This is a genomic window from Hahella sp. CCB-MM4, from assembly GCF_002260525.1.
GTDB lineage: Bacteria > Pseudomonadota > Gammaproteobacteria > Pseudomonadales > Oleiphilaceae > Hahella.
Window position 1 is genome coordinate 51605 of sequence record NZ_MRYI01000015.1, and the last position, 14609, is coordinate 66213.

Sequence of the window (14609 nt, forward strand, 5' to 3'; positions counted from 1 at the left end):
TGGGCAGGTTATTCGTAGGATAGACCCATCGCACTGCGGACCTCTTCCAGAGTGGATTTAGCCGCATCACGGGCATTATCACAACCTTCAGCAATAATACTGCGAACAAGACCAGGATCATCTTCGTAGCGCAATGCACGCTCCCGGATTGGACGCTGTTCTTCAATCACGGCATCTGCCACAGGCTTTTTACATTCAATACAACCGATACCGGCAGAACGACACCCGCTCTGCACCCATTCTTTGGTGCTTTCATCGGAATAAACTTCATGAAGCTGCCAAACCGGGCACTTGGCCGGATCTCCGGGATCGGTGCGACGAACACGCTGCGGGTCGGTTTGCATTGTCTTGATTTTCTCTGCAACCGTATCCGGATCTTCACGTAGACCAATGGTGTTGTGATAGGACTTGGACATTTTCTGTCCGTCCAGCCCCGGCATTTTGCTCTCTGGGGTCAATAACGGCTGCGGCTCGGGCAGGATCACCTTGCCGCCACCCTCTAGGTAACCGAACAGGCGCTCACGATCACCCAGCGATATATTCTGCTGATCACGCAGTAACGCGCGAGCCGTTTCCAGTGCTTCTGCATCACCTTGCTCCAGATAACGCTTGCGCAGCGACTCATAAAGCTTACTGGCCTTCTTGCCCATCTTCTTGATGGCGGCAATAGCGTTTTCTTCAAAGCCGGCTTCTTTACCATATATGTGGTTGAAGCGACGCGCCACCTCACGGGTCATTTCAATATGGGAAACCTGATCCGCCCCGACGGGTACATGTCCAGCCCGGTAAACCAAAATATCCGCACTCTGCAGCAGTGGGTACCCCAGGAAACCGTAGGTCGCCAGGTCTTTCTCTTTCAGTTTCTCCTGCTGATCCTTGTAGGTGGGAACCCTTTCGAGCCACCCCAAAGGCGTTATCATCGACAACAGAAGATGGAGTTCAGCATGTTCCGGAACACGGGACTGAATAAACAGCGTTGCTGCCCCGGGATTGACTCCGGCGGCCAGCCAGTCAATCACCATATCCCAGGTAGATTGCTCGATGCCGTAGGGATCATCGTAGTTGGTGGTAAGAGCGTGCCAGTCTGCGACGAAGAAAAAACATTCATACTCGTGCTGCAGCTTAACCCAGTTCTTCAGCACGCCATGATAGTGCCCAAGATGCAACTTCCCGGTCGGGCGCATACCAGATAAAACCCGACTTTGCGAATCTACAGATCCCAAAATAACTCCCAGATGATTGTCATAGTAGCTTTTATTACACGGATATCCGGCTTGAATCCGGAGGGTGCAGCGCCACAATTGTTGTAGGTTGAAGGGCGGATTATAAACACAATCGGCGAGGAGTTAAACGAACCTTGTGCGAAAACGACAGGCACAAAAAAAGCCGCATATAGCGGCTTTTTCGATAACCGGAGGGAATTATTTCCAGCCAGTGATCTCTGCCAGAGCCTTACCGATGTCAGCCAGACTGCGAACAGTCTTAACGCCGGCATCTTCAAGTGCTGCAAACTTCTCAGCCGCAGTACCCTTGCCGCCCGCGATAATCGCACCAGCGTGGCCCATACGCTTACCGGCAGGAGCCGTCACACCAGCGATGTAAGACACAACAGGCTTGGTCACGTTGTTCTTGATGTACTCTGCTGCTTCTTCTTCAGCAGTACCACCAATTTCACCGATCATCACGATAGCTTCTGTTTGAGCATCCTTCTGGAACATTTCCAGAATATCGATGAAGTTGGAACCAGGAATCGGGTCACCACCGATACCGACACAGGTAGACTGACCGAAACCGAAGTCAGTGGTCTGCTTAACGGCTTCATAAGTCAGGGTACCGGAACGGGAAACGATACCGACCTTACCTGGCTTGTGGATGTGCCCAGGCATGATACCGATTTTGCACTCTCCAGGAGTGATAACACCAGGGCAGTTAGGACCAATCAGGCGTACGCCCAGCTCATCGCACTTCACTTTGGCATCCAGCATATCCAGGGTAGGAATGCCTTCAGTGATACACACGATCAGTTTGATACCGGAGTTAGCTGCTTCCAGAATGGAGTCCTTACAGAACGCCGCAGGAACGTAGATAACAGAAGCTTCTGCACCAGTGGCTTCAACGGCTTCCTTGACGGTATTGAATACCGGCAGGCCAAGGTGAGTCTGTCCACCTTTACCAGGAGTGACACCGCCGACCATCTGAGTGCCATAGGCAATCGCCTGCTCGGAGTGGAAAGTTCCCTGGGAGCCGGTAAAGCCCTGACAGATAACTTTGGTGTTCTTATCAATCAAAATACTCATTATTTACCCTCCGCTGCTTTGACCACGGCTTCAGCAGCATGAGTAAGACTTTCTGCCGCAATAATGTTCAGTCCGCTGTCTGCCAGTTTCTTGGCGCCCAGCTCTGCGTTATTACCTTCCAGACGAACAACCACTGGAATTTTCACGCCTACTTCTTCAACCGCACCGATGATGCCGTCAGCAATCAGGTCACAACGAACGATACCGCCGAAGATGTTGACCAGAACCGCTTTAACGTTGTCGTCAGACAGGATGATTTTGAACGCTTCAGTTACACGCTCTTTGGTAGCGCCGCCGCCTACGTCCAGGAAGTTGGCAGGTGCACCGCCGTGCAACTTGACGATATCCATGGTACCCATCGCCAGACCTGCACCGTTGACCATGCAACCGATGTTACCGTCCAGAGCTACATAGTTCAGCTCCCACTTGGCAGCGTGAGCTTCACGAGGATCTTCCTGTGAAGGGTCATGCATTTCGCGGATTTTTGGCTGACGGTACAGAGCATTACCGTCCACGTTCACTTTCGCGTCCAGGCAGTGCAGATTACCCTGCTTGGTGATCACCAGCGGGTTTACTTCCAACAGAGCCAGATCCAGGTCTTGGAACAGTTTGGCCAGACCGAGGAAAATTTTGGTGAACTGCTTAACCTGGTCGCCTTGAAGACCCAGTGCAAACGCCAGCTCACGTCCTTGGTATGGCTGTGCACCAGCCAAAGGATCGATTGTCGCTTTCAGGATTTTCTCAGGAGTTTCTTCCGCAACTTTCTCGATTTCCACACCGCCTTCGGTAGACGCCATGAATACGATACGACGGGTACCACGGTCAACGACCGCACCCAGATACAATTCCTGATCGATATCAGTACAGGATTCCACCAGAATCTTGTTAACTGGCTGACCTTTCTCATCTGTCTGATAGGTGACCAGGTTCTGACCAAGCCATTTTTCCGCAAAAGCCTTGATTTCTTCTTTGGAAGAAACCAGCTTTACACCGCCAGCCTTACCACGGCCACCGGCGTGGACCTGTGCTTTGACAACCCACTGGTCGCCACCAATAGAGTCGGCTGCAGACATGGCTTCCTGTGCCGATTCACAGGCATAGCCCTTGGAAACAGGCAGGCCGTATTCCGCAAAGAGTTGCTTAGCTTGATACTCATGAAGATTCATAACGATTTCCGCTTTAAGTCAGCTTATGACTGATTTCCACCCGGCTAACACCTGTGCGATGCCACCGGATGGACCTGTTAAACAGTTGAAAGGTTTTCCTTCCCGACTGTCAGTTAGCGCTTCTTGCGCTGAGCTACGTGAATGGCATGACCATCCACTGCCAATGCTGCTTCGTGCACCGCTTCTGAAAGCGTTGGGTGCGCAAACACAGTCATGGCCAGGTCTTCTGAACTGGAGCCGAATTCCATAGCGATAACCGCCTGAGCAATCATCTCGGAAGCTTGTGGCCCAATAATATGAACACCCAAAATCCTATCCGTGGTTTTATGGGCGACGATTTTCACCATCCCCATAGTTGCGTTGGCGGCCATTGCCCTGCCGTTTGCGGCGAATGGGAAGGTTCCAACCTTGTACTCTTCGCCTTCAGCCTTCAACTGCTCCTCAGTCTTACCAACCCAGGCAATCTCAGGATGCGTGTAGATAACCCATGGAATGCAGTCGTAGTTGACTTTGGCTTTGTGTCCGGCAATACGCTCAGCCACTACAATGCCTTCTTCTGAAGCTTTGTGAGCCAGCATAGGACCACGCACTACATCACCAATCGCCCACACACCCGGCATGTTGGTCTGACACAGGTCGTTCACGTAGATGAAGCCACGCTCATCCAGGTTAACCCCGCTATCAGAAGCCAACAGGTTATCGGTCACCGGTGCACGACCGACAGCCACGATCAACTTGTCGACCTTCACTTCATGATCGCCTTTGGTGTCACTGTAGGTCACCTTAACAACGCCACGCTTGACTTCCGTGCCGGTAACACGAGCTTTCAGACGAATATCCAGCCCCTGTTTGGTGAACTGCTTCATGGCATCTTTGGCCAGCTGCTGATCAACTGAAGCCAGGAAGTTATCCTGAGCTTCCAGCACGACCACTTCAGAACCCAGGCGGCTCCATACACTGCCAAGTTCCAGACCAATGACACCGGCACCGATGATACCCAGACGCTTGGGTACACTTTCGAAATCCAGAGCGCCGGTGGAGTCCACAATGTGCTCACCAATAGGTGCAGGTGGAATTTCCGCAGGACGGGAACCGGTAGCGATGATCACATTGTCAGCATCGTATACGGTGACCTTGCCGTTGTTATCGGTCACTTCCACTTGTTTGTTGGCAAGCAGTTTTCCACTTCCGTGAATGGAAGTAATACCGTTAGCCTTGAACAGCGACGCTATGCCGCCGGTCAGGTTTTTAACGATATTATTTTTACGATCCAGCATTTTGGTGACATCCATGGCGACATCTTTCACCTGGATACCATGCAGATCGAAATCATGCTTGGCTTCTTCATACTTATGTGAAGATTCCAGCAATGCTTTTGAAGGAATACATCCCACATTCAGACAGGTTCCGCCAAGCGTTACCTTACCACTGTCATTTGTCCATTTTTCCACACAGGCTGTTTTCAATCCCAGCTGGGCTGCGCGAATTGCAGCGACATATCCGCCAGGTCCTGCGCCGATGACGATCACATCGAATTTTTCAGACATATCAGATTCCAAAATTCTCTTTATCTAAGCGATTAAATTTCCAACAAAATTCGAGCAGGATCTTCCAGCAGATCCTTGATTGTCACAAGGAACTGCACCGCTTCCTTGCCATCGATCATACGGTGATCATAGGACACAGCGAGATACATCATTGGCAGAACCACCACCTGTCCGTTAACCGCCATTGGGCGCTCCTGGATTTTATGCATCCCCAGGATAGCGGTTTGCGGTGGATTCAGAATCGGGGTAGACATCAGGGAACCAAAAATACCACCGTTTGAAATGGTGAAAGTTCCACCGGTCATATCTTCAATCGCCAGTTTGCCATCGCGAGCTTTCTTACCGTAGTCAACGATCGAAGACTCAATGTCTGCCAATCCCATCTGGTCCGCATCACGCAATACAGGAACAACCAGACCACGTTCAGTAGAAACCGCAACACCAATATCCTGGTAACCATGGTAAACAATGTCGTTGCCGTCGATAGAAGCATTCACACCAGGGAAACGCTTTAACGCTTCACAGGCGGCTTTAACGAAGAACGACATAAAGCCCAGCTTGGTGCCGTTATGTTTCTTCTCAAACATATCTTTGTATTGTTTGCGAAGATCCATAATCGGCTTCATGTTGACCTCATTAAACGTGGTCAACATGGCAGAATTATGTTGTGCATCCAACAGACGCTTCGCGATGCTGGCTCTCAAACGAGTCATCGGTACACGCTTCTCTGGCCGAGCACCGGCCGGAGACTCAATTGCAGGCATTTGCGCTGAAGGCTGAGCTGCAGGAGCAGCTGGCGCTTTCGCAGTAGCCGGCTTGGAGGAAGCCGATTCCAGATGTTTAACAACATCTTCTTTGGTGACCCGGCCACCTTTTCCTGATCCTTTAATACTTGCTGGATCCAGGTTGTTTTCATCGACCATTTTACGGGCGGATGGGCTAAGCAGAACGTCACCTTCAGAAGCAGCCGGCTCAGCAGCTTCAGCCGCTGGAGCAGATTCGGCAGCTTTTTCTGGTGCTGCTGCAGTACCGGAGGCACCTTCTGCGAAGATGGCAATAACCTCTTCGCTCAGAACGGTTTCGCCTTCACCTTTTAATATCTTTTCGATCACGCCGTCTGCCGGTGCGACCACTTCCAGTACTACTTTATCCGTTTCGATATCGACCAGCAGCTCATCCCGTGCTACTGCTTCGCCCGGCTGTTTGTGCCAAGTCGCAACAACACCGTCTGCGACAGATTCCGGGAAAGTGGGAGATTTAATTTCGATCGCCATCTTTTATCCTTAGTTTTCAGCGCCTATTCAACTGTGAAGGCATCATTAACGAGTTTAGATTGTTCCTCTGCATGTACATGACCGTATCCAGCAGCGGGAGATGCTGATCCCGGACGGCCGGAATAATGCAGATATACTTTGGGATGAGTCTTACCGATAACAGCTCTCATATGGTGCTGACTACAGTACCAGGCTCCCTGGTTCATTGGCTCTTCCTGACACCAGACGACAGCGTCCAGTTTCTTGTACTGAGACAAAACCTCTTCGAGGTCATCTTCCGGGAACGGATAGAGTTGTTCAATACGGATAATTGCGGTGTCAGTGATGCCATCGGTGCGGCGCTTATCGAGCAGATCATAATAGACCTTGCCGCTACACATGATCACCCGACGTACATTTTTCGGCTCAATCGCATCATCCACTTCCGGTATTACTGTCTGGAAATGTCCGTCTGCCAGTTCCTCAAGCGTAGAAATGGCCTCTTTGTGGCGCAGAAGACTTTTCGGACTCATGCACACCAACGGCTTACGCAAAGGTCTCTTCACCTGACGTCGCAGCATATGGAAAACCTGCGCCGGAGTGGTCGGCACACAGACCTGGATATTGTGCTCAGCCGCCAATTGCAGGAATCTTTCCAGTCGGGCAGATGAATGCTCCGGTCCCTGACCTTCATAGCCGTGAGGCAGAAGAAGAGTCAAGCCACACAGACGGCCCCATTTGTGCTCACCACTGGTGATGAACTGGTCGATAACCACTTGGGCACCGTTGGCAAAATCGCCGAACTGGGCTTCCCAGATAACCAGTGTTTTGGGGTTGGTCGTGGCATAGCCGTACTCAAACGCCAGCACCGCTTCTTCCGACAGGTAGGAATCATAGATGTCGAATACCGGCTGCTCGTCTGCCAGATGCTGCAACGGCACATAAGTAGAACCATCTTTCTGGTTATGCAGCACCGCATGACGGTGAGAAAAGGTACCGCGACCGACATCCTGACCGGTCAGACGGATTTCGTTGCCCTCGTGCAACAGTGTGGCATATGCCATCACTTCCGCGTAGCCCCAGTTAATCGGCATAGCACCCTGGGTCATCTTGTTCCGGTCGTCCATGATCTTCGAGACCTGACGCTGGGGAACAAAGCTTTCCGGGAAAGTATCCATTTTTTTGCCCAGACGCTGCAGGGTCTTCAACGAGATACCCGTCTTGCACTTGGCTGTCCACTTGTGCCCCAGATAAGGCGTCCAGTCGACAAACATTTCCTTGTTTGGCTCTTTGACAAGGCTCTTCACCACGTGTGAGCCGTTATCCAGAAGGTCCCGGTACTCATCTTCGATTTTCTTGGCGTCTTCTTCTGACAACACGCCATCCTCGACCAAACGCTTCGCGTAAAGAGTCTTGGTCGTAGGCAGACTACGGATCACCTGATACATCAGTGGTTGAGTCGCAGATGGCTCATCCGCTTCGTTATGGCCACGACGGCGATAGCACAGCAGATCGATAACCACATCCTTCTTGAAGGTATTGCGGTAATCCATGGCCACCTGAGTGACGAACAACACCGCTTCAGGATCATCACCGTTAACGTGGAAAATGGGTGCCTGTACCATCTTGGCGACGTCGGTACAGTATTCAGTAGAGCGGGCATCTTCGCGGCGGCTGGTGGTGAAACCAACCTGGTTGTTGATGATGATATGCACAGTACCACCAACACCATAGCCACGAGTCTGACTCATCTGGAACGTTTCCATGACAACGCCCTGACCGGCAAAGGCAGCGTCACCATGCATGATAATCGGCACGACCATATCGCCGACATTGTCTTCCCGACGATCCTGCCTGGCTCTGACCGATCCTTCAACCACCGGAGATACGATTTCCAGGTGAGACGGATTAAATGCCAATGCCAGATGCACTTCCCCACCGGCGGTCATGACGTTGGAGGAGAAGCCCTGGTGATACTTCACGTCACCGGAACCGTCATCCAGCAAGCGCTTGCCTTCAAATTCGTCGAAAAGTGCTTTTGGATTTTTGCCGAGGGTGTTAACCAACACGTTCAGACGCCCACGGTGCGCCATCCCGATGACAATTTCCTTGGCTCCGTAACTACCCGCTCTCTGAATCAGTTCATCCACCAGAGGAATCAGGCTCTCCCCTCCCTCAAGACCAAAACGCTTGGTCCCGGGGTAACGCGAGGACAGATATTTTTCCAGCCCTTCCGCAGCAGTCAGTCGTTCTAGCAAGTGAATTCGACGTTCTTTTTCGTATACGGGATGGCTTCTTACAGATTCCAAACGTTGCTGCAACCAACGCTTTTCATCTGTGTTGACGATATGCATGTATTCAGCGCCAACCGTATCGCAGTAGGTGTATTCAAGGCCTTTCTGAATTTCACCCAGGGTCATGGTTTCTACACCAAAGCACAGGGAACCGGTTTGGAACACGGTGTCCACATCTGCTTTGGTCAAGCCATGATAATCAAGCTCAAGATCCGCTACATACTCGCGTTCCATCAACCCCAAAGGATCAAGCTTGGCCTTCTGGTGGCCACGGAACCGGTAAGTGTTAATCAGCTGGAGAACTTTAACCTGTTTACGTTCATGCTCAGTGCTGACCAGCGATGCAGGGCTGGCTTCCACTACTGCAGAACGGCGTTTGGCTAATTTAAGGAATTGTTCGCGGATGACAGAATGAGGAACATCCTGGGAGGGCAAACCCTGATCGATAGGAAGCTTGTCGAAATAGTTCCGCCATTCCTCCGGTATCGCATTCGGATCTGTTAAATAGGTCTCATAGAGTTGCTCAACATAGGCAAAATTCCCTCCCGCCAAATGGGAAGTCTGCCATAGCTGCTCCATCGTGCTTTCGTGCATATCGCTCGCCTTGCTAGAAGTGGGGCGCTGATGGAGAGTGCAGATCTTGAACAGTCAGTCGTTTTTAATGTGCGCAAGAGCCACACCCATCAGGTTTGCGGGTGTTTCCCGAATCCCCATAGGTTTACACCAGTAGGCAGCTTCGCCATACCGCGAACCCACCTGACTACTTTATAGCTGCCACCCGCCTTTTGTGCGGGCGGCAGCATGCAATTAGCTACTTAGTATAGACAGCTAATTCAGCAACGACCGTAACAGAAATATTTATTTTAGTTATAGCTATTTTTTATAGCTTTTTTAGTAATAATTAAGTGGCGCGTTGTAGCAGCATATTCCGAATATGACCGATGGCGCGCGTCGGGTTTAACCCTTTTGGACACACGCTGACACAGTTCATGATTCCTCTGCAGCGGAAGACGCTGAACGGATCATCGAGTCCCGCCAAGCGATCTTCAGTCGCAGTATCACGACTATCAGCCAGGAAGCGGTATGCCTGCAACAAACCTGCTGGTCCAACGAACTTGTCTGGGTTCCACCAGAATGAAGGGCACGAAGTTGAACAGCATGCACAAAGAATACACTCGTACAGACCATCCAGCTTGGCGCGATCTTCAGGCGATTGCAGACGCTCAATTGCCGGAGCAGGTGAACTGTTTTGCAGATACGGTTTGATCTTCTCATATTGCTGATAGAACAGCGACATGTCGACGACCAGATCACGAATTACCGGAAGTCCAGGTAATGGACGCAATACCAGCTTGTTATCCTTGACTACCTGAGACATAGGAGTAATACAAGCCAGACCGTTTTTACCATTCATGTTCATACCATCAGATCCACACACGCCTTCGCGGCATGAACGACGATATGCAAGAGTCGGGTCCTTATCTTTCAACAAAGCCAGAACGTCCAACACCATCAAGTCTTTCCCTACTGGGATCTCCAACTCAACGTCCTGCATGTAGGGCGCTTTGTCGGATTCGGGATTATATCTATAAACACTTACCAACATACTCTTCTCTCCCCTATAACCTTAATAACTACGCGCTTTTGGTGGAAATGCTTCCATGGTTTTGGGAGCAAAGTTGACATCCCGCTTACCAACGCGTTTTTCCAGAGGGAAATAGATGGAGTGCTTCAGCCAGTTTTCATCATCACGCTCAGTAAAGTCATTACGTGCGTGAGCACCACGGCTTTCTTTACGTTCTTCAGCGGCTACAGCGGTGGCATATGCCACTTCATATAGATTTTCCAGTTCAAGAGCTTCAATACGGGCAGTGTTGAATGCCATGCTCTTGTCTTCCAGATGAGTATTCTTAATACGCTCACCCAGCTCGTCCAGAAGCTTCAGACCTTTCTGCATGCTTTCGCCGTCACGGAATACACCGAAATACAGCTGCATCGTATCCTGAAGTGCTTTGCGTACTTCTGAAACAGACTCGCCCTGAGTAGAAGAATCCAGCCTGTTCAGACGGGCAAGAGAATTTTCGATATCAGATTCTGCAGCGTCGTCAGTTCCGTACCCGTCCTTCAGCATTTTCTCAATATGCAATCCAGCCGCACGACCGAACACTACCAGGTCAAGCAGAGAGTTTCCGCCCAGGCGGTTTGCACCGTGTACAGATACACAGGCCGCCTCACCACAGGCAAACAGTCCGTCAATTGCCTGATCCTGACCGTTTGCATCCTGAGTCAGAGCCTGACCACCGATATTCGTCGGTATGCCGCCCATCATATAGTGACAGGTCGGAACCACAGGAATCGGCTCTTTAGCCGGATCCACGTGAGCAAAGGTTTTGGACAACTCCACGATACCCGGCAGACGCAGGTTCAGAGTTTCCTCACCCAGATGATCAAGTTTCAGCAATACATGATCTTTATTGGGGCCAACACCGCGGCCTTCAAGAATTTCCATCACCATGGACCGCGCAACAACATCGCGTCCTGCAAGGTCTTTGGCGTTCGGCGCGTAACGCTCCATAAAGCGCTCGCCTTCGCTATTGATCAGGTAACCACCTTCACCACGGCAACCTTCGGTGACCAATACACCCGCTCCAGCGATACCGGTTGGGTGGAACTGCCACATTTCGATATCCTGCACCGGGAAACCGGCACGCAGCGCCATACCGATACCATCACCGGTATTGATCAGAGCATTGGTCGTAGAGGAGTAGATCCTGCCTGCACCACCGGTCGCCAGAACAGTTGCCTTGGCTTTTACGTATACCACTTCACCGGTTTCGATACAGATTGCAGTGACGCCCACTACCGCGCCCTTCTGGTTTTTCACCAGATCCACGGCATACCATTCATTCAGGAACGTGGTACCGCCACGCAGGTTACCCTGATACAGGGTATGAAGAAGTGCATGACCAGTCCGGTCAGCAGCTGCACAGGTACGGGCAGCCTGACCGCCCTTACCGAAGTCTTTTGACTGTCCGCCGAATGGACGCTGATAAATACGTCCGGTTTCAGTACGGGAAAACGGCAGCCCCATGTGCTCAAGCTCAAACACCGCCTGAGGCCCGACAGAACACATATATTCAATTGCGTCCTGGTCACCGATGTAGTCCGACCCTTTGACAGTGTCGAACATGTGCCAACGCCAATCATCGTTAGGATCTGAACTGGCGATCGCACAAGTGATACCGCCCTGAGCGGAAACTGTGTGAGAACGGGTTGGAAATACTTTGGTGATACAGGCAGTATTTACACCGGATTCTGTCAATTGCAGAGCAGCACGCATTCCCGCTCCGCCGCCACCGATTACGATAGCATCGTATGAAAGAGTTCTAACTTTTGCCATGAATTACAGCCCCCAAAGCGTTTGCACGCCCCAAATCAGATAAATAAACATCACCAAACCACACAGCGCCTGAGACAGAAAACGCATCAGGCCGTCTTTAATATAGTCAGTAGTGATCGTCCAGAGACCAATCCAGGCATGAGCACCGAGAGCTACCAGTGCCAAAAGTGAAAAGATTCTGACCCAGGTTTTGGCAAACAACGCAGACCATACCTCATATGTCAGGTCCGGCGTAAACAGAACCAGACCGACCAAAAATGCGGTATACAGAGCCAGCACGACAGCTGAAACCCGTTGTACCATCCAATCGTAGGCACCGCTACGACCAAAATTAGTTACGCTGGTTACCATACCCATACTCCTGCCAGAACGATCAATACAACAGCTGCGGCGATTACCAGTTTGGCAAACAGTCGCGCGCTTTCGAGATCTTCACCAATACCCGCATCCATTACGAGATGCTTGATTCCGGCCACAAAGTGATATGCGAGTGCGGCCAGAATGCCCCAGAGAATCAGTTTGGCGAAAAAGCCATTCAACACAGCCAGCAAGCTGTTAAAGCTCTGCTCACTCTCAAGAGACATATCCAGTCCCCACAGCAAAAACGCCATGGAAACGAAAATGATCACACCGGAAATTCGATGAAGAATTGAGGTTATAGCAGGTAGAGGGAAATGGAACTTAGTTAAGTCTAGATTGACAGGTCTTTTGCTATTCACAGCCGCTTCACACTCGATTATTTATGCCGCAAGGGTTAAAACACCTCTTCCGGGCGTTATAAGAATGGACCTTCGTGATGGCAAGAACCTGAAGGGTTCAGGCTCCGCTTACGGGTTGCAGATTATAGGTTCACACATGCCAAATTACAAACACAACAAGCCTTTATCTAGCCCTAAGTATAAAGATGCCTGTTTTTTACCCTGCACGAACAAAACACTGTTTTATTTTTGTACAAAACACGAATTATTTTGGTGCAATTCAGCAAATAGCCAACAGGTAAATACGCAATTTTACGCGCGCCAGCCGTCAATTTTTGCCTAAAAAAATGAGTTTTTAATGACAAGGACTTAAAAATTCTGTGTCAGACCTTTATTATGAGGCGGCTTTACAAGGCAGAGACCGAGGAAATAACAAGAAAGAGTGCACCTTCCATCCGGCAGTTGCTCGCATAATGCTAAGGTCCAAATAATCAACAGCGCTTTGCTATGCATTCGCATTAAATCAAGTAGATATAGGAGAGCACCATGGCTGACAAGAAAGCGACGTTATCGGTCAATGGTAAGACAATTGAGCTACCTGTTTACTCGGGCACAGCTGGTCCAGACGTCATTGACGTTCGTGGCTTGGTACAAGAAGGTCTGTTTACTTACGATCCAGGTTTTGTTTCCACAGCAGCCTGCGAATCTCAAATCACTTATATAGATGGATCCAAAGGCATATTGCTGCACCGCGGCTACCCCATCGAACAGCTTGCTGAGAAGTCCGATTACCTCGAAGTCTGCTATTTGCTTATTTATGGTGAGCTGCCAACCGCAGCACAGGCCGAGAAGTTCCGCAACACTGTCAAGAACCACACCATGGTTCATGAGCAGCTGAACCACTTTTTCAACGGTTTCCGTCGTGACGCACACCCCATGGCCATTATGTGTGGTGTTGTTGGGGCACTGTCCGCCTTTTACCATGACACGATGGATTTCAGCGACGAACTGCACCGGGAAATCGCTGCATTCCGCCTGATAGCCAAAATGCCAACCCTGGCCGCCATGTGCTACAAGTACTCCATGGGCCAGCCATTCATGTATCCACGCAATGATCTGGACTATGCGTCAAACTTCCTTTATATGATGTTTGCCACGCCCTGCGAGAATTATCAGGTTAACCCTGTGCTGGCTCGCGCTATGGACAGAATCTTCACCCTGCATGCGGATCACGAGCAAAACGCCTCCACCTCCACCGTTCGCCTGGCCGGCTCTTCCGGCGCCAACCCGTTTGCCTGTATCGCTTCGGGCATTGCTGCTCTCTGGGGACCAGCACACGGCGGCGCAAACGAAGCCGTACTGAACATGCTGATGGAAATTGGCGACGAAGAGCGTATCCCTGAATTCATTGAGCGCGCCAAAGACAAGAACGACCCATTCCGTTTGATGGGCTTCGGACATCGCGTCTACAAAAACTTCGACCCTCGCGCCAAGGTAATGAAAAAGACCTGCGACGAAGTATTGAGCGAACTTGGCTGTGCCGACGATCCACTGTTCAGAATCGCCATGAAACTGGAACAGATCGCTCTGGAAGATCCATACTTCGCGGAGAAAAAGCTGTACCCGAACGTGGATTTCTACAGCGGCATCATTCTGAGAGCTGCTGGCATTCCTGTATCCATGTTTACAGTAATTTTCGCCATGGCAAGAACCATCGGCTGGTTCTCACACTGGCACGAAATGGTCAGCGGCCCTTATCGCATTGGCCGCCCAAGACAGCTTTACACCGGGCACACTTCAAGGGAATATCCTCAGAAGTAACCCCCTGAACCGGAGCCATGAGCTCCGGTTTTTTCTTCCCAATCACGATGAAGGCTTTCCTCGCCCCACATCGAGCACTATCCTTCCTCTACCGAACCAGTAATTTCAAGAAACAAATATTTCAGGTGACCCA

The 14609-nt window shown here is 50.7% G+C and carries 11 protein-coding genes; 1 reads left to right on the forward strand and 10 read right to left on the reverse strand.

Annotation, left to right across the window (positions count from 1 at the left end; translation table 11 throughout):
* Positions 1–8: 8 nt before the first annotated feature.
* The 10 genes from BTA51_RS21570 to sdhC form a co-directional block, all read right to left on the reverse strand.
* Positions 9–1223 carry a tryptophan--tRNA ligase gene (locus tag BTA51_RS21570; RefSeq protein ID WP_094711125.1) on the reverse strand — a complete coding sequence of 405 codons (1215 nt, stop codon included), beginning with the start codon at positions 1221–1223 and terminating at the stop codon, positions 9–11.
* A gap of 198 nt (positions 1224–1421) precedes the next feature.
* Positions 1422–2297, reverse strand: a complete 876-nt coding sequence (gene sucD, locus BTA51_RS21575; RefSeq protein ID WP_094711127.1) for a succinate--CoA ligase subunit alpha — start codon at positions 2295–2297, stop codon at positions 1422–1424.
* Positions 2297–3463, reverse strand: coding sequence for an ADP-forming succinate--CoA ligase subunit beta (gene sucC / locus BTA51_RS21580; RefSeq protein WP_094711129.1), 1167 nt, complete (start codon positions 3461–3463; stop codon positions 2297–2299). The genes sucD and sucC overlap by 1 nt, the downstream gene beginning before the upstream one ends.
* A 113-nt stretch (positions 3464–3576) precedes the next feature.
* Positions 3577–5010: a dihydrolipoyl dehydrogenase gene (gene lpdA / locus BTA51_RS21585; protein WP_094711131.1), complete on the reverse strand. Its 1434-nt coding sequence runs from the start codon at positions 5008–5010 to the stop codon at positions 3577–3579.
* Between the two features lie 32 nt (positions 5011–5042).
* Positions 5043–6284 (reverse strand): 2-oxoglutarate dehydrogenase complex dihydrolipoyllysine-residue succinyltransferase, encoded by a 1242-nt coding sequence (gene odhB / locus BTA51_RS21590; protein ID WP_094711133.1) that lies wholly within the window; start codon positions 6282–6284, stop codon positions 5043–5045.
* 23 nt (positions 6285–6307) lie between these two features.
* Complete coding sequence (locus BTA51_RS21595) at positions 6308–9151, reverse strand: 2-oxoglutarate dehydrogenase E1 component (RefSeq protein WP_094711135.1); 2844 nt, start codon at positions 9149–9151, stop codon at positions 6308–6310.
* Positions 9152–9458: 307 nt separating this feature from the next.
* Entirely contained in the window at positions 9459–10163 is a 705-nt protein-coding gene (locus BTA51_RS21600; RefSeq protein WP_094711137.1) for a succinate dehydrogenase iron-sulfur subunit, read from the reverse strand.
* Positions 10164–10184: 21 nt separating this feature from the next.
* Complete coding sequence (gene sdhA / locus BTA51_RS21605; RefSeq protein WP_094711139.1) at positions 10185–11957, reverse strand: succinate dehydrogenase flavoprotein subunit; 1773 nt, start codon at positions 11955–11957, stop codon at positions 10185–10187.
* 3 nt (positions 11958–11960) lie between these two features.
* A complete protein-coding gene (sdhD, locus tag BTA51_RS21610; RefSeq protein WP_094711141.1) occupies positions 11961–12308 on the reverse strand; it encodes a succinate dehydrogenase, hydrophobic membrane anchor protein in 348 nt (115 codons plus the stop codon).
* Complete coding sequence (sdhC, locus tag BTA51_RS21615; RefSeq protein ID WP_094711143.1) at positions 12302–12676, reverse strand: succinate dehydrogenase, cytochrome b556 subunit; 375 nt, start codon at positions 12674–12676, stop codon at positions 12302–12304. The genes sdhD and sdhC overlap by 7 nt, the downstream gene beginning before the upstream one ends.
* A gap of 525 nt (positions 12677–13201) precedes the next feature.
* On the opposite strand from sdhC, the gene gltA reads away from it, so the two are divergent.
* Positions 13202–14476, forward strand: coding sequence for a citrate synthase (gene gltA / locus BTA51_RS21620; RefSeq protein WP_094711145.1), 1275 nt, complete (start codon positions 13202–13204; stop codon positions 14474–14476).
* The last annotated feature ends 133 nt before the right edge of the window (positions 14477–14609 follow it).